Origin of the sequence: Caulobacter sp. S45, assembly GCF_903642205.1 — a bacterium.
Taxonomy (GTDB): Bacteria; Pseudomonadota; Alphaproteobacteria; order Caulobacterales; family Caulobacteraceae; genus CAHJWH01.
Window position 1 is genome coordinate 1 of sequence record NZ_CAHJWH010000060.1, and the last position, 16,156, is coordinate 16,156.

Sequence of the window (16,156 nt, forward strand, 5' to 3'; positions counted from 1 at the left end):
CCCCAGATTACCGACCCCGCGGCTCCGCCAATCCGACCCGAGCGGCACGTGCCGACATCGATCACTACCCTCCGAAGGCGGCTCACCGTCGCCCTGGTCTCCAAGCTTCACCGATGTCCATGCTGTAATCAGACAAAATATGCCTCAACGCCAAACGCGTTTGTGACGCAGTAGGACTAGTGCGTTCGCCGACTGGGTTGAATCGGTTGTGATTGCGGGGGGTATGCCCGCGAGGATGTGGGCGTGAGTCGATGGGACCTCTGATTCGGGAGGCGGTCATGGGCCAAGCGGCGTCGGTTGATTTGAGAGCGCGGGTGATGGCGGAGGTGGCTTCAGGTGCGTCGCGCCGTCAGGAGGCGGCGCGGTTCAAGGTGAGCGCCTCCTCGGCGATCCGCTGGGCGGAGTTGAAGGACGAGACCGGCCAGGTCGATCCCCGGCCGCGGGGAGGCAAGAGCCGTTCACCGCTGGAGCCGCACGCAGCCTGGCTGCTTGCGCTGGTGGACCGGGGACGGACTCAACGCTGGCCGAGCTGGCACGCCGCATAGAAGAGGGCTTGGGGCTGAAGACGACGGAAGCTTAGACCCGGCGCTTCTTTGGCCGCCATAAGACCAGCTTGGGAAAAACTCTACACGACGCCGAGCAGGACCGGCCTGACGTCGCCGCCGCGCGCGAGCGCTGGAAGGCTGACCAGGCGAGCCTGGACCCGAGCAAGCTGGTCTTCATCGACGAGACCGAAACCAACACCAAGATGCTCAAGACCCACGGTCGAGGCCCGGTCGGCCGACGTGTGATCGGCAAGCCGCCCTTCAATCACTGGAAGACCACCACCTTCACCGCCGGCCTGCGGCTCGACGGGATCACCGCCCCCTTCGTGCTGGACGGGGCGATGAACCGCGAGGCCTTTCTCACCTACATCGAAAAGATGCTTGGGCCGACCCTGAAGTCAGGCGACCTGGTGATCATGGACAACCTGCCCGCCCACAAGGGCGACAAGGTGCGCGCGCTGATCGAAGCCAAGCGCAAAGCTCCGCTTCCTGCCGCCCTACTCCCCAGACCTCAACCCCATCCAGCTCGTCTTCGCCAAGCTCAAGACCCTGCTCCAAAAAGCCGCTGAACAATCCCGCGAGGAACTTTGGAAGCGCATCGGAACCGTGCTGGACGCCTTCACCCCGCAGCAGTGCCTCAACTACTTCCGCCACGATGGCTACGCTTCATCTTAGGTGACGAACGCGCTAGCTTACACTGGCGACCCTATGCGCGCTTGACGGCGAGACAAGGAATGAATGACCATCCCACCGATCTCAGAGGCAGCCAGCACACCCGTTCGGTGTCGATGTCCGGCCAGCCACCCGGTGAGACAGCCTTGAGCGGCGACACGGCTGCTTTGGTGTCCGGCTCGGCGCTGGAGCGCATGCCGACCCCGTCACTGCTGCTCGATCGTTCGAGGCTGGAGCGGAACTGCGAGCGGGCCCGGGCGCGCTGCCGCGAACTCGGTGTACGCCTCCGGCCACATATGAAGACTGCCAAGAGCATTTCCGCCGCCCGGCTGGCGATGGACCCTGCGCTGAAAGGCATCGCCGTCTCCACCCTACTCGAGGCGGAGTACTTCGCTGACGAGGGGATCGACGACATCCAGCTCGCCGTCTGCGTCACCCCCGACAAGCTGGAGCGGGCTGCCGCGGTCAATCGGCGCGTGCGCCGCTTTGGAGCCTTCGTCGATAGCCTGGACACCGCGCGGGCCATGGCGGCCAGGCGAGGCCTGGGCTCCCCGCCCATGGGCGCCTGGATCGAGATCGACAGCGGCGAGCACCGCACCGGCGTTGCCCTGGACGCCCCCGAGTTCCTTGAGATCGCCTGCGTGCTCCACGCTGCGCCATCGATCCGGCTGGAAGGCGTCGCCACCCACGCCGGCCAAAGCTACGACGCGGCCTCTCCTGCGGAGCTGGTCGCTATCGCCGACCTCGAGCGGCGCACGATCGTGGAGGCCGGGGCGAGGCTGGAAGCTGTGGGCCTCGCCGGCCTGCAGACGAGCGTCGGCTCCACGCCCACCCTGTTCCACGCGCAGAGCGGCGAGGGACTGACCGAGTTCAGGGCGGGCGTCTACATGCTCGGCGACCTGTTCCAGGTGGGCGCCGGGAGCCTGTCGCTGGAGGACGTCGCGGTCAGCGTCCTCGCCTCCGTCATCAGTCGAAGGCCCGGGGGGCGGCGGGTGATCCTCGACACCGGGGGCCTGGCGCTCTCCAAGGATCGCAGCACTGCGGGCGGCTATCAGAAGGACTACGGCTACGGCCGCGTAGCGGACCTTCGGGGGCGGCCATACGGCGAAGTCGTCATCCACGAGGTGGCGCAGGAGCACGGTTTCGTGGACTGGCCCGCCGAGCTGCCGCTCCCCGCTATCGGCGAGCGCGTCCGCATCTTCCCCAACCACGTCTGCATGACCACCGCCATGTACCCCAAGTTCGAGGTGCTGGAGGGCGAACGCGTGGTGGACGAGTGGGTGCGCGTCAGCGGCTGGTGAGGGCGGCGTCCGGTCCGCCGGACTTCCCGCTCGCTTTGCGGCTCGCCCAAAGCAGGAGCGGTATGCCGCTCAGGACCAGCAACACCGCATAGCGCGCCGATGCAAAGTCCTGGGCGACGAAGAAGACGGTGAGGCTCCCATTGACCAGCAGGGCCACGATGGCCGGAACCGGAAATAGCGGCATCCGGAAGGGGCGTGGTCGCTGAGGATCGGCCAGCCGCATCCGGATCGCCGCCAAGTTGACAAGCGCGTTGGTCAGGGTGGACAGCGGGGCATAGATGGCCAGCAGCCGCTCGTAAGCTCCGCTGGAGGCGAGGGCTACCGCCACCAGCGCCGTGAGCACCAGCGAGGCGGCCGGCACGCCCGAGGCCAGGGTCCCGGTCAGCCGGGCGGGCAGCAACTTGTCCTTGGCCATGCTGTAGAGGACGCGGGGGGTGAACATCAGTTGGGTGTTCTCCACCGTCAGCACGATGAAGAGCGCCGCCAAGGTGACCAGCCAGGCGCCGTTCGCCCCGATTGCAAGCTGCGCAGCGTCGGCCACCGGAAGGCTGGACTTCGCCATGCCCGCGGGTCCCAGAACGTGCAGCAGCGCCGCGTTCACAAGGGTGTAGATGACCATCACCAGGGCCAGACCCATGAGAAGAGCTCTGGGCAGGTTGCGACCAGGGTCCTGCACCTCCTCCCCGAAGTAGGCGGGCGCGTTCCAGCTGCCGTAGGTGGCGTAGATGGCGCGCAGAGCGGTGATAACCGCCGCCGCTCCGATCGGACCCGCCGCGACCGCGTGGCCGCCGTTCTGGGCCCGCGCGGCGAAGAAGACGGCTACCAGCGCCAGGAGCGCGAGCGCTTTGAGCGCGCTACCGACGTTCTGGCTCCAGCCGCCGATCAGGGTTCCGAGGAGGTGGAACGCGGTCAGCGCCGCCAGGAGCCCAGCCGCCACAACGCCGTCTCCGACGTCCCGGAGCAGACCCAGGCGATGCAGGCACTCGCCGAACACTACAGCGATGAAGGCGGCGGTAGCCGTCTGTGCCAGCCAGTCGATCCAGCCGGCCAGGAAACCCGCCGCCCGACCGAACGCCAGGCGAACGTAAGCGAAAGGGCCGCCCGTGCGCGGGTCGGCTGCGCCGAGTTCGGCGATGGAGCAGGCGTCGACCATGGTCAGAAGCCCCGCCACGACCCATGCCAGGAGGATAAGCCCGGGGTGTTCCAGCCCGGCCGCCACGATGCCGGGCGTGCGGAGGATGCCTTGTCCGACGACGCCGCCTACGACCACCGCCACGCCGAAGCCGAGCCCCAGCACCCGCAGCAGGGAGGAGGACCCCGGTTGTAGCCCTTCGCCGCGCGTCCGCGGCTTATCTGGAGCGAAGAGCGCCACGCCGGCTCCTTGAGCAGATGAGGGAAGAGCGCCGGTGCAGGCAGGCGGACATCACAGCGCCCCGCCTATCCTTACCAGGAGCCGGATCACCTCGGGCGAGCCGTCGAGCCCGCGGAAGGGGTGGCGGGACTTGCGGCGAGCAATCGCCACGCCTTGTCCAAGCGGTCCGAATAGGCGTCCAGGACCGCGGCGGTGAGCGTCGCGTAGCGGTCGGCCTCCGCCCAGCGCCCCGCCTCGATCGCCTCGCGGACAGCCGGCAACGTCTTCACGCTATAGCCGGTCTCCAGCCCCGGCGCGTAAATCATGTGGCGATACCAGGGCCTGCCTGGCAGGCCTTTCGGATCGAGCAGCGTGAGGTCTATCCCCTGCAGGGCTTGGCCGAGCCGCGTCTCCTGCTCCTGACTGAGGGGCGTGACGTAGAGCTGCTGGACCCGGGCGGCGCTCAGCTTCAGCCTGGCGCTGGCGCGATCCAGGGGCGTCAACGCGACCGGGCGCACCTCCGCCTGCGGTTCGGGGAGCGTCTGGGGGTCCAAAGGATCGGCTGCGAGGGCGTAGGCGCCCGACGCCATCGCCGCCCGGTTCTTCTGCGCCTGTTCGCGGGCAGCGGCTTCAAGCCCGTGAAGCTCGCCTACGTAGCCGGAGATGGCGCCGGCGAAGTCGATGAAGTTGACGGACGGCAGGTCTGCGTCGGCGTAGCGCATGATGATGCGACCCGCCGTCCTGGCCAGCACGGCGCTGTATCTCATGCCGGGGTCGCCGAAGCGCACGTAATGGTCGTGCGTGTCGTAGGCCGAATGATAGACGCCGCTGCTGCGCCCCTCGCCGCCGAAGATGATGTTCATCGAAGGGACGCCCAGGTGCTGCAAGAAGGGCGTGAAGTCCGATCCGGAGCCCAAAGCCTTTAGCGGCAGGTCGCCTCCCGCCGCCGCGATCCGACCGAGCGCCTGCGCCTCGCCGGCGCCTGAGCCTGAGGCCTTCAGGCCCTTGACGATAAGATCGCCCCTAAGCCTTGTGCGCAGGTCCGTATGGGTCTCCGGGTCCATGACGTCGGCCGAGACCTGGTTCGCCAGCGTTTGAAGTTCGTGGCTCCCCTGCAGATCGACGAAGCCGCGATCGATGCTGTCGGAGTTGACGTAGAGCACCGCCTTGGCACGCAGTTCGTCGGCATGGGTCTCTGCCCACTCCGTGGAGCCGCTGATCCCCGCCTCCTCGCCATCCCACGACGTGTAGATGAGGGTCCGCTTGGGCCGCCAGCCGGAGTTAACGGCGGCGCCGATCGCCTTGGCCTCGGCCATGAGTGCGACCTGGCCCGAGAGCGGATCCTCCGCTCCGAAGACCCAGCCGTCATGATGATTGCCGCGCAGGACCCACTGGTCGGGGTAGAGGCTTCCCTCGATCTTGGCGACCACGTCATAGATGGGCTGGAGACTCCAGTCCGACTTCACCACGAGATGCGCCACCGCGGGCCCAGGGCCCACGTGGTAGGTGATCGGCAACGCGCCCCGGAACGCAGGCTCGGCTACCGGACCGCCGAGGGCGGCCAGGAACGGCTGGGCGTCGGCGTAGGAGATGGCGAGCGCCGGTATCCTCATCAGGGCCGGCGCCGTCTGTCGGGTGAGCCGGGCGGCCTTGTCTGTCGCGCCGACGCCGGGCGTCAGGGGATCCCCGGCATAGGTCATCATGTCTGCGACCGAGCCGCGCTGCACCCCGTCCGCCGGGCGCTGCGATCCTTTGGGATAGGTGTCCTCGGCGTAATAGCCGTCCTCGTGTGGATCTGAATAGATGATGCAGCCGACGGCCCCATGCTCCTGCGCCAGCTTCACCTTCAGGCCCCGAAAGCCGCCGCCGTAGCGAACGATGACGATCCTGCCCTTCAAGTTGACGTTCTGGCGGGCAAGCGTGCGATAGTCTTCAGGCATCCCAAAGTTCGCATAGACCAGAGGCGCCGTGACGTCTCCGTCGCCCTGGTATAGCAGATAGGGTGGCAGGACCCCGGGCTGGTCTGCAGCTGTCTGATCTCCGGCCACGCCCGGCTCGTGCAGCTTAGCCTGATAGGCGCCCGGACCGACGAGACCGAGGCTCAAGACGCGCGGGGTTCCATAAAGGATGCGGAACGTCTCTATGTGGGCGTTCCAGCCCCAGGCTTTGAACTGTGCGAGTTGCCATTCCGCATTCTCGCGATCGTGGGGGGAACCGACCTGATTGGGCTTAGACGCCATGCGCAGCATCCAGCCGTCCATCTCCGCCGTGGAGATCAGGCTGTCGAACCGTTGCTCCAGTCTACGCTGACGCCGCTCCCCTTCGGGAGAGAAGCCAAGCATCGGAGCGCGGGCGGCCGACCAAATCGAGGCGGTGGAAGGACCGGCGCTGGCGAGGAGGGTCGCCAGGGTGAAGCTCAAGAGCGACATCTGCCAGGCCTTCTCGCTCGCACCCTATCTTCCTTTTTCTTCATCTTGCTTGCCTTAAGGTTGATTTGGCGTCCCGATCTGCGGCCGCAGCATCACCGCGAGCTCCCGACGACTGCTTGGCGCATTCGCAGGTCAGCTCCACGCGAGCGACGTCGAGCCCGGGCGCGGGAAGACATTTCAAACGCTACCAGTCGATGGTCCGCCCAACACCTTGTCTCCGCGCCGCATCCAAAAGAAAGGTCGAGGCGACGAGGTCTTCGGCGGCCATGCCGACGGACTTGAACATCGTGACGTCACCAGCGGAGGTCCGCCCCTTGATCCGGCCCAGCATCACCTCTCCCACCGTGCCCAACAGATGCGACTCGTCGATCAGGCCGTCTCGACAAGCCCGCCGGTATTCGCCGCCGAGCTCACGCACCCCGTCCGCGGAGTCGCCGAAGAAGCGCGCCCTGGCGACGCCGATCCCGTCGACCTCGGCCGTCGACGGGATGCTTGATCCCACAAGATTGAGGTGCTGGCCGGCCTGCAGATGTTCACCCTCGATGACGGGGTCAACCGCGGCGGTGGTGGCGGTCACCACGTCAGCTTCGCACGCTTCACGGGCGCTCGCCGCCGGTTCCACGCACCGCTCCAGCTCGCGCGACAGGTCATCGGTGAAGCGGCTCAGCCTTGCCGGATCACGGCCCCAGACCTGGATGCTCGCAAAGTCGCGCACGTGGACCAGGGCTTCGACGTGGCTCTTCGCCTGATCCCCATATCCCAGGACCGAAAGGCTGGCGGCATCGGGCCGCGCGAGTACGTCGGTGGCGACGGCGGTGGCCGCAGCGGTGCGCAAGGCCGTGACCGCGCGTGCGTCGACTAGCCCGACCGGCGCGCCGGTCACCGCGTCGAACATCAGGATGGCGCCCTGATGCGACCCGTGAGCGGTGCCGTAGTTTCCAGGAAATACGCTCACCACCTTGATGCCGAGAGACAATGGCCGGTCGATGAGCCCCGGCATCATGGTCAGGAGGTTCGCCGATGCCGATCCGGGCATCTCCATCCGCGTTCGCACCGGTTGGATGGCCATGTTCTCCGCTTCCAGGGTCATGGCCGTACGCATGAGCGCGATGCACCTCCCGATCGAAAGCAGAGCCTCCACATCCCGGGCATTGAGGGCAATCATCCCAAAGAAAATCCAAGTATACTGAATGCCGAGTGCGGCGCACATCCGCGCAGTCCCGACAGGGTCCGGTGATCGTCGGCATCGCGCCTACCCGGTCACGGTGGAGTTCCGCACATGTAAGCGCCACCGCAAAATGCGAAGCGCAGTGTTGCGTCTGTCGCAACGTCCTCAGGCGGATGGCGCGTTCCGGCTTTCGATGGCGGCGACGAAATCTGTCACAAAGGACTGTATAAGCCGGGGCATTCGCCACTGCCTTTGCACGATAATATCGACGGTCGTCGACTTCGCGCCGTTCTCGTCCAGAGGTCGCCAGACAACGTCTTCGTTTGAAAACTCCGCCCGGGCCGCGCGTGCGGGCAATATAGCCGCCGTGGTGCTGTGGTAAGCAAATGCGCGTATGGCTGCAAACGAGTCACTCGTAAACAAAGGCGTGATCTGGACACCCTTGTCGTAACATGCGCTGTCGAAGACCTGTCTGACGATAAAACCTGCCTCCGGGAGCGCTAAAGGCATACCGGCCAAGTCTTCTACACGAACTTCGGTTCTGTGCATGAGCGGATGGTCTTTTCGAAAGAACACCACCAGGGGCTCCGGAACGCTCGCCACGATCGAGAGCGCGGGATCGGGCCGTGCGCTGAAGGTTACGCCGAGATCACACTCGCCTTTTTTCACCGCATCTATGACCTCCAGGGCTGTCATGACCTTCAGCTGAAACGAGACTCCCTCGTATCTGCGATGAAAGTCAGCGGCGGCCTGCAGGGGTCCGCCCGATATCATGCTTTCGACAACGGCAAGACGAACTAATCGCCGGCGGTTTCCGCGCAGGTCATTCAGGTCGGTCCGGAGCGAGTCGAATTCCAAGATGGTGGACTTGACGAACTCGGCCACAAGCGAGCCTGCATGGGTCAGAGAAACGCCGCCGCTGGAACGCTCCAACAGTTCGGTGCCCATCTGATGCTCAAGCACGGCGATCTGCCTGCTTACCGTCGACGCATTAATGTTCAGGCTTTCGCTAGCGCGCCTGATCGACCCCGTGCTCGCCACCTCATGGAACGCGCGCAAGATGCCTAGGAACATGGGGCCTGCTCCCGTCGATAGGCGCTGCGGCTCGAGTGGCTTGCCGACGGCGATAAGCTCGCAAGACCCCGACCTCGCTCCCCTGCGAGAGGCGAGACGCCCAGTCGGCTATAAAGCTAAGCGGTCCCGATAGATAGGCTAACATTCACGGGAGCGGGAGATCGCGCGTCCAGCGGTCGAGTCCGTCCTCACCTGGAGCACGGGAAGCGTTGCGGCCGGTGGGGAAGGGTGTCGCTAGCCGTTGCGTCCGACGCAACGCCGCAGCCTCATTTTCGCGCTAGCGCTTGGCGGAAGGCCACCTCATCGTCATGAGAATGATAGGAACCAAGTGTTTTCCCGAAGAGCGAACAGAACAATAAAGCAGAACAGGGGGGATTACTCGGAAGCCGACTCTACTGCCGAACTGCTGACGGGAAATCAACGGTTCGCCAAATGTGTGACGCGGGGGGGGGATTTCTCGCTCACAGATGTGCTTGAAGAGGGGATCTCTGATGAATTCGTCTTCGCGACGTGGGTTGTTTTCATCGACGTTTTTCACAGGCGTCCTGACGCTGGGAGTCACAGCCACGGCCCAGGCCCAGACGCCGGCCGCCGCAGCTTCACCCCCCAGCGCCTTCGGACCGGCGGCGGAGGCGAACACAGCTGCCTCCTCCGCCGTGAGCGAGGTCGTGGTCACCGGGTCGCGCATAAGGACGCCCGGACTGACCTCCACCAGCCCGCTGACGGTGGTAAACTCTCAGCAGTTCACAGATATCGGAGCCACCACGGTCGAGAGCGTGCTCAACGAGCTGCCTTCCGTCGTGGCGTCCCAGAACTCCAGCCAGTCGCAGCTTTCCAACGGGACGGCGACGGTCAACCTGCGCGGTCTCGGCGCCAACCGCACCTTGGTGCTCGTCGACGGGAAACGGCTCATGCCGGGGGACCCGACCGCCCCTGTGGCCGATCTGAACGTCATCCCGGTGGCCCTGGTGGATAGGGTTGAGGTGATCACCGGGGGCGCCTCGGCCGTGTACGGCTCGGACGCCGTGGCCGGCGTGGTCAACTTCGTCATGAAGAAGAACTTCCAGGGCGCCATGCTGACGGCGACGGAGAACTTCGCCTCGCACGACAACGACGACGCTTCGATGCGCAGCTTGGTGCAGGCGTCCGGCTTCAGCGTGCCGCCGGGCGGCGAGCAGGTGCACGACCTCGGGCAGGACGTGACCGCCGTATTAGGCGTGAACGCGCCGGACGGCCGCGGGAACGTGACCGCCTACGCCAACTATCGCCACCTCCAGCCCATCCTCGAGAGCCAGTATGACGCCACCGCCTGCGTCATAAATGCGTCGCAGGGATCAAGCGCCCTCAGCAGCATCTACGCGGGCCATACCTGCGGCGGCTCCAGCAACAGCGCCTACGGCAAGTTCGTGCCGACCCTGGCCTCAGAGGCCCTAGGCGGCAGCGCGCTGCAGTTGCACGACAACCCGAACGGCAGCCAAAGCTTCGTGACGAGCAGCGTGCCGCCATTTAACTATGGCGCAAGCGACTATCTCCAGAGGTCGGAAACCCGCTACACCGCCGGCTACTTCGCCCACTACGAGGCGAGCCGTGCATTGGACTTGTACTCCGACCTCATGTTCTCCGATGACCGGACCGCCGCTCAGATCGGCCAAAGCGGGTTTTTCGCCGGCAACGGGATCAACGGTGGCAGCACCTTCAGCATAAACTGCAACAATCCATTGATGACGGCGACCCAGCAGGCGCAACTCTGTGGTCAAGCGGCGGGGACTGCGACCCAGGTGCCCTATCAGATCGGCTATCGCTTCGTGGACTACCCCCGCCAATTCCAGTTCCGTCACACCGACTACAAGATCGACGTGGGCGCGAAGGGCGAGCTGGGAAATGCCTGGAACTACGACGCCTATGTCCAGTACGGCACGTCGCAGCTGACCTATGACTACGTCAACGACCTCTCCAACCGCAGTCTGCAGAACGCCCTTCTGGTCGATCCGGCCACAGGTCAATGCTACGTAGGCGGCAGTTGTGTGCCGCTGAACCTGTACAAGCTGAACGGCGTCACCCAGGACGCCTTCGATTACGCCAAGGTGGAAGCGCAGGCGCAGGGCGACACGATCGAGCAGGTCGCCAGCGCCTCCATCACCGGCGACCTCGGCCATTACGGCGTGAAGAGCCCATTCTCGGCGAGCGGCGTGGCCGTCGCCTTTGGGGCCGAGTACCGGCGCGAAAGCCTGAATTACAATCCAGACCAGGAATACATCGACCGCGATATCCAGGGCGCCAACTATCTCCAGTCGGCGGACGGCAGCTTCGACGTCTACGAACTATTTGGCGAGGTGCGCGCCCCGCTGGTCGAGGACAAGCCCTTCGTCAAGCGGCTGTCGTTCGACGGCGGCTATCGCTTCTCATCATACAGCACCGCCGGGAACACCAACACCTACAAGGCGCAAATCGTCTATGCGCCGTCCGCCGACATCCAGTTCCGGGGCGGCTACAACCGCGCTGTCCGCGCGCCGAGCGTGATCGACCTGTTCACGCCGACCTCGACAGGGAATGGGTTCGCCGGTTCGGACCCTTGCGTGGGGGCTACGCCTTCGGCCTCCCTGGCGGCCTGCGTCGCCACGGGCTTACCGGCCGCGCTCTACGGCAAGTTCTCGAGCGACAACAACTGCCCCTCCGGCTGCTCCAACCTGACCGGGGGCAATATCAATCTGAAGCCTGAGAAGTCCGACACCTTCACGGGCGGCGTGGTCCTGACCCCGACCGTCTCCTGGGCGAGAGGCTTCACCCTTTCGATCGACTACTTCAACATCAAGATCAACGGCCTGATCACCAGCATCCCTCCCTCGGTGTTCGTCAACGAATGCGTGGCCGGGGACCTGGCCGTTTGCTCATCAAGCTTCCACCGGGATCCCACGACCTTCGTGATCTACGGCAACAACGGCTACATCCTCTCCCCACTGACCAATTCGGGATTCCTTCGGACCGACGGCGTGGACGTGGATGGCAAGTACCGCAAGTCCCTGTCCGACCTGGGCCTGCCGGACTGGGGCTCGGTGACGCTGAGCACCGTGCTCACCTACACCAACAGCTACGTGGACCAGCCCGTCAGCGGCGGACCGACCTACGACTGCGCAGGCCTCTACGGCCTGACTTGCGCCACGCCGCTTCCGAAGGTGAAGGCGCAGACGCGCCTGACCTACGCTTCCTCCAAGTTGCCCGTCACCGTCTCCGCCCAGTGGCGCTTCGTCGGCCCCGTGCACCTGGACGCCAACACCGACCAGCCCCTGCTCACCAGCCATCCCTACGGCGTCACTGACCTGATCGACAACCGCATCCCGTCGTTCAGCTACCTCGACCTGACGGTCAGCTGGAAAATCCGGCACGGGCTGACGCTGGTCGTGGGATGCAACAACGTGCTCGACACAGATCCGCCCATCGTCGACGCCGGCTCCTTCGCCGGCTCCGGCATGACGTCCGGCAACACCAACACCTATCCCGGCACCTACGACGTGCTCGGCCGCACGGCGTTCGCGACGCTGACGGCCGACTTCTGAGCCTCGCGAGCCGTGATGGAGAGCCGACCGAGATGATGCAGGGTGCGCCGTTGGACGGCGGGGCCGGATACGGCTTCTCGCGCCGCAGCTTCATTGAGAAGCTGGGGGCAGTCGGCGGCGTTTCGCTCGCCGTCGCGGGCATGGAGGCCCTGGGCTTCGGCTTCGCCTCGGCCCAGGCCGCGCCGCCGGTGATCGCGGGCGGCAAGACCGCCAAAGTGGTGGTGCTGGGGGCGGGGCTGGCGGGGATGACCTCGGCCTATGAACTCTCGAGGGCTGGGTATCAGGTTGAGGTGCTGGAGGCGCGCGCCTTCGCCGGGGGGCGTTGTCAGACCGCCCGCAAAGGTTTCGTTCAGACCGAGGTGACCGGCGCCCGGCAGGTCTGCGACTTGGACGAGGGCCTCTATTTCAACACTGGGCCGTGGCGCATCCCCTACCACCATACCTCGACGCTGCACTACACGCGCGAGCTGGGCGTCCCGCTGGAGATCCTCGTTAACGACAACGACGCCGCCTACGTGATGATGAGGGGAGGCTTGGGTCCCCTGGCCGACAAACGCCTCCGCAAGGGCGAACTGACCACCGACATGCGCGGCTACACCGCCGAGCTCCTGGCCAAGACAGCCAACGCCGGAGCCCTGGACGCCTCCATGACCCACGAGGATCGCGAACGCTTCATCGCCTTTCTCGTCCGCGATGGCAGCCTCTCGCCAAAAGACCTCAGCTACGATGGTGCGGTGGACAAGGGGCTTCACGCCCAGCCCGGTCGGCGGGGCTACATCGTGAAGCCGGGCGCAGGTGTCGATCCCGGACCCGGAACGCCGTCCAAGCCCTATGCCCTTGGCGACATCCTATCCTCCGAGGCTTGGCGCGGGATCACCAACGCAGCGCTGTATGAGCATCCGACCACCATGTTCCAGCCCCGGGGCGGCATGGACATGATCGCCAAGGCTTTCGAGCGCCGCGTCTCCAAGCTCATCCGATACGCCGCTGTCGTGCAGGAGGTGAGGCAGGGTGACCGGCAGGTCACCGTCTCCTACTTCGACGCAGAGGAGAAGCCGGCCCAGGTCACCGCCGACTACTGCATTTGCACCATCCCGCTCTCGGTCTTGAACGCCATCCCCGTCAACGTCTCGCCCCGCTTCAAGGCGGCGATGCAGGACTGCTCCTACGCCCCGGTCAACAAGGTGGGGCTGCAGATGAAGGAACGGTTCTGGGAGACTGAACACGGCATCTATGGCGGCCACATCCAGACGAACATCCCAGGCATAACGGTCATCTCCCTGCCATCGACAGGCTGGCAGGGCGCCAAGGGCGTTGTCCTGGGCGCCTACTCCGTAGTCCCTCGCGAGGCGGTTCGACTCAGCTCACTGCCGCCCTCCGAACGAATTCGCTATGCCCTGGACGCAGGCGAGCAGGTGTTCCCCGGCGCTTACGCCTCCAGCTTCGAGAAGGGCTACGTCGCCTCGTGGCACCTGACCAAGTACAACCTGGGCGGCTGGGCCAGCTGGTCCGACGAGGGACGCCGGCAATCCTATCCCGTGCTATGCGAACCCGACGGACGCATCTATTTGGCGGGCGAGCACCTCTCCTACTTGGGCGGCTGGCAGGCCGGGGCGATCGAGTCCGCCTGGCAGCAGATCGCCAAGCTGCACGCCCGCGTCCAGCAGGCCTGAGCGTCCTTCCATGCGCACCTTCCTTGATCTGGCCGTCGCCGCGGGCCTTCTCCTGCTGACGGGCGCTGCGCCAACCCCAGTTCCAGTTCCAGCTCTGGCTCCAGCTCCGTCTTCGGCCTACGCGGACGATTGCTCAGCGTGCCACCAGCGAAATGGCCAAGGGGTGAAGGGCGCCTTCCCTGCCCTGGCTGGCGACAAGCTCGTCCGGGGCGACCCTGCGGCGCTGGTCACCCTCATCCTTGGGGGCCGCAACGGAATGCCGTCGTTCCGGAACGACCTGAGCGACGCCGAACTGGCGGCGGCGGCCAGCTACATCCGCTCGAGTTGGGGAAACGTGGCGGCTCCCGTCACCGTCGACTTCGTGTCTAAGGTGCGCAAGCGCACCGACGACGGAACCTCCGCCCGTACCGGCCAGAACAACTGATCCGTGAGTGTGATGAACGCCAGACGTTTCAGCCCCATAGGCTTCATCCGGATCCGGATGTGGAGCTGGGCTTTCGCCGTGCTCGCCACGGCGGGCATTGCGCGGGCGCAGGACCGGGCCGCTTCGCCGCCGTCGGTCGTCGTGGAGGGCGCGAAATCGGCCGGCGCGCGTGCGAGTGAGGCGCAGCGCGGCGTCGGGCAGGGTTGGGCGCAGGCATCGGCGGAGGAGCGGCGAGTCGTCACCTCCCATACGGTAACAGCCCAGGGCCGGAGCTTGGCGTACAAGGCGGAGGCCGGCACGCTCACGACCCGCGACCCTTCCGGCAAGCCTGTGGAGAGCCTGTTCTACGTCGCCTATACTCTCAACTCGCCCGGGTCGACGTCGCGCAGGCCGGTGACCTTCCTCTACAATGGAGGGCCGGGCTCCTCCAATCTATGGCTGCATATGGGATCGTTCGCGCCTGTGCGCGTGCGGACGAAGGAGCCCGAGGCGGTGCGTCCGGCGCCGTTCGATTTCGGGCCCAACCCTGAGACGCTGCTGGACAAGACCGACCTGGTCTTCATCGATGCGCCAGGTACGGGCTACTCTCGCGCTCTCGGAGACACCGAGGAGAAGGCCTTCTGGGGCGTGGACCAGGACGCCGACGTCTTTGCGCGGGGCATCCTGCGCTACGTCACCACGGCGGGCCGCTGGAACAGTCCCAAATATCTACTCGGCGAGAGCTATGGGACGACCCGGGCCGGGGCGGTCGCCTATCAGCTGCAGGATCGCGGAATGGCGCTGAACGGCGTGATCCTGATGTCAACCATCCTCAACTACGGGATCATGCAGCCCGGCTACGACCACGTCTACATCTCCTACCTTCCAAGCTTCGCGGTGACCGCCTGGTACCACCACCGGCTTGCCGACCCGCCGGCGGACGTAGCGACTGTGGCGGCGCAGGCCCGCGCCTGGGCCTTGGGCCCCTACGCGGCCGCCCTGGCCAAAGGCCAGACCATCACGCCGCAAGAGCTCGACTCCGTCGCCCGGCAGATGTCGGCCCTGACCGGCCTCTCAATCGACTTCATCAAGCGCGCCAACCTTCGCGTCGATCTGGACCGCTTCCAGAAAGAGCTTCTGCGCGATCAGCGGATGACGACCGGCCGGATGGATGCCCGCTACAAGGGTGTCGACAGCGACGCCGCCGGTGCGACGGCTGAATACGATCCTATGCTGACTTCGATCTACAGTTTGTTCTTCTCCTGCTTCAGCGATTATGTGCGCAAGGATCTCGGGTTTGTTACAGACCTAGATTACCGCTCAGGTATATACGACTTCAAAGGTTTCGATTGGGATTGGAGGCATAAGGCGCCCGGAGGCAGCGACGTGCAGAAAGCCCCGGATACCGCGATCGACCTTTCCGCCGCAATGCGCTTCAATCCGCACCTTCGCGTCATTTCGCTCAATGGATACTATGACATGGCGACGCCGTTCTTCGCCACGGAATACGACATCGCCCATATGATGCTGGAGCCGGCGCTGCAGAAGAATCTGCAGTTCCACTACTACGAGGCAGGTCACATGATCTTTCTGAACCCGCAGGCGCTGCACCAGCTGCACACCGATCTCGCCGCCTTTTACGACGACGCCGAGACCCCCTGATACCAGTTCTCTAAGGGCATGACTCGGGGGCTTGCGGGGACAGTCTCGGGTTGATTCAAAGTGGTGAACGAGGAGGTTCGCCATGCCGATTGCGCTATGCCAGGACTTTGATCCGACCGCGACCTGGGCGGCTGCGAAGCTGTCCAAGGACAGTGGGCAGACGCGGCGTCTGTTGGCTCTGGCGGCGATCTACGAGGGAGCGTCGCGCACGCAGGCGGCGCGGATCGGCGGGATGACGCTGTAGATCATACCAGGCGTCCTAAATACTGACCTGCGCCCATTGGCGGGTTCCGATGGAGGTGATGACCTCCGGCTTGGCGATGA

10 protein-coding genes and 1 pseudogene are annotated in these 16,156 nt (G+C 65.4%); 7 read left to right on the top strand and 4 right to left on the bottom strand.

Translation table 11 applies throughout. From position 1 onward, the window contains the following. The first annotated feature begins 278 nt into the window (after positions 1-278). Both HUV06_RS07980 and HUV06_RS07985 read left to right on the top strand, forming a co-directional pair. Positions 279-1,220: pseudogene (locus HUV06_RS07980) on the top strand (IS630 family transposase). Positions 1,221-1,279: 59 nt separating this feature from the next. Then, positions 1,280-2,518, top strand: coding sequence for an alanine racemase (locus HUV06_RS07985; RefSeq protein ID WP_217433717.1), 1,239 nt, complete (start codon positions 1,280-1,282; stop codon positions 2,516-2,518). Here the strand turns inward: HUV06_RS07985 and HUV06_RS07990 are convergent. From HUV06_RS07990 to HUV06_RS08005, 4 genes are all read right to left on the bottom strand, one after another. Continuing rightward, positions 2,505-3,890: an APC family permease gene (locus tag HUV06_RS07990; RefSeq protein WP_174300745.1), complete on the bottom strand. Its 1,386-nt coding sequence runs from the start codon at positions 3,888-3,890 to the stop codon at positions 2,505-2,507. The two genes, HUV06_RS07985 and HUV06_RS07990, sit on opposite strands and share 14 nt — an antisense overlap. 86 nt (positions 3,891-3,976) lie before the next feature. Then, positions 3,977-6,298, bottom strand: coding sequence for a transferrin receptor-like dimerization domain-containing protein (locus tag HUV06_RS07995; RefSeq protein WP_174300746.1), 2,322 nt, complete (start codon positions 6,296-6,298; stop codon positions 3,977-3,979). 184 nt (positions 6,299-6,482) lie between these two features. After that, complete coding sequence (locus tag HUV06_RS08000; protein ID WP_174300747.1) at positions 6,483-7,508, bottom strand: ornithine cyclodeaminase family protein; 1,026 nt, start codon at positions 7,506-7,508, stop codon at positions 6,483-6,485. 123 nt (positions 7,509-7,631) lie between these two features. Further along, positions 7,632-8,540, bottom strand: a complete 909-nt coding sequence (locus HUV06_RS08005) for a LysR family transcriptional regulator (protein ID WP_174300748.1) — start codon at positions 8,538-8,540, stop codon at positions 7,632-7,634. A 656-nt stretch (positions 8,541-9,196) separates the two neighbouring features. Here HUV06_RS08005 and HUV06_RS08010 point away from each other — a divergent pair. The 5 genes from HUV06_RS08010 to HUV06_RS08030 all read left to right on the top strand — a co-directional run bounded on the left by HUV06_RS08010 (position 9,197) and on the right by HUV06_RS08030 (position 16,076). After that, positions 9,197-12,094 (top strand): TonB-dependent siderophore receptor, encoded by a 2,898-nt coding sequence (locus HUV06_RS08010; RefSeq protein WP_174300749.1) that lies wholly within the window; start codon positions 9,197-9,199, stop codon positions 12,092-12,094. A 35-nt stretch (positions 12,095-12,129) separates the two neighbouring features. Further along, positions 12,130-13,767, top strand: coding sequence for a flavin monoamine oxidase family protein (locus tag HUV06_RS08015; protein ID WP_174300750.1), 1,638 nt, complete (start codon positions 12,130-12,132; stop codon positions 13,765-13,767). 10 nt (positions 13,768-13,777) lie between these two features. Next, entirely contained in the window at positions 13,778-14,191 is a 414-nt protein-coding gene (locus tag HUV06_RS16455; RefSeq protein ID WP_174300751.1) for a cytochrome c, read from the top strand. 12 nt (positions 14,192-14,203) lie between these two features. Then, positions 14,204-15,832 carry a S10 family peptidase gene (locus tag HUV06_RS08025; protein ID WP_254600983.1) on the top strand — a complete coding sequence of 543 codons (1,629 nt, stop codon included), beginning with the start codon at positions 14,204-14,206 and terminating at the stop codon, positions 15,830-15,832. Positions 15,833-15,914: 82 nt separating this feature from the next. After that, positions 15,915-16,076 carry a hypothetical protein gene (locus HUV06_RS08030; protein ID WP_217433719.1) on the top strand — a complete coding sequence of 54 codons (162 nt, stop codon included), beginning with the start codon at positions 15,915-15,917 and terminating at the stop codon, positions 16,074-16,076. Positions 16,077-16,156 lie beyond the last annotated feature (80 nt).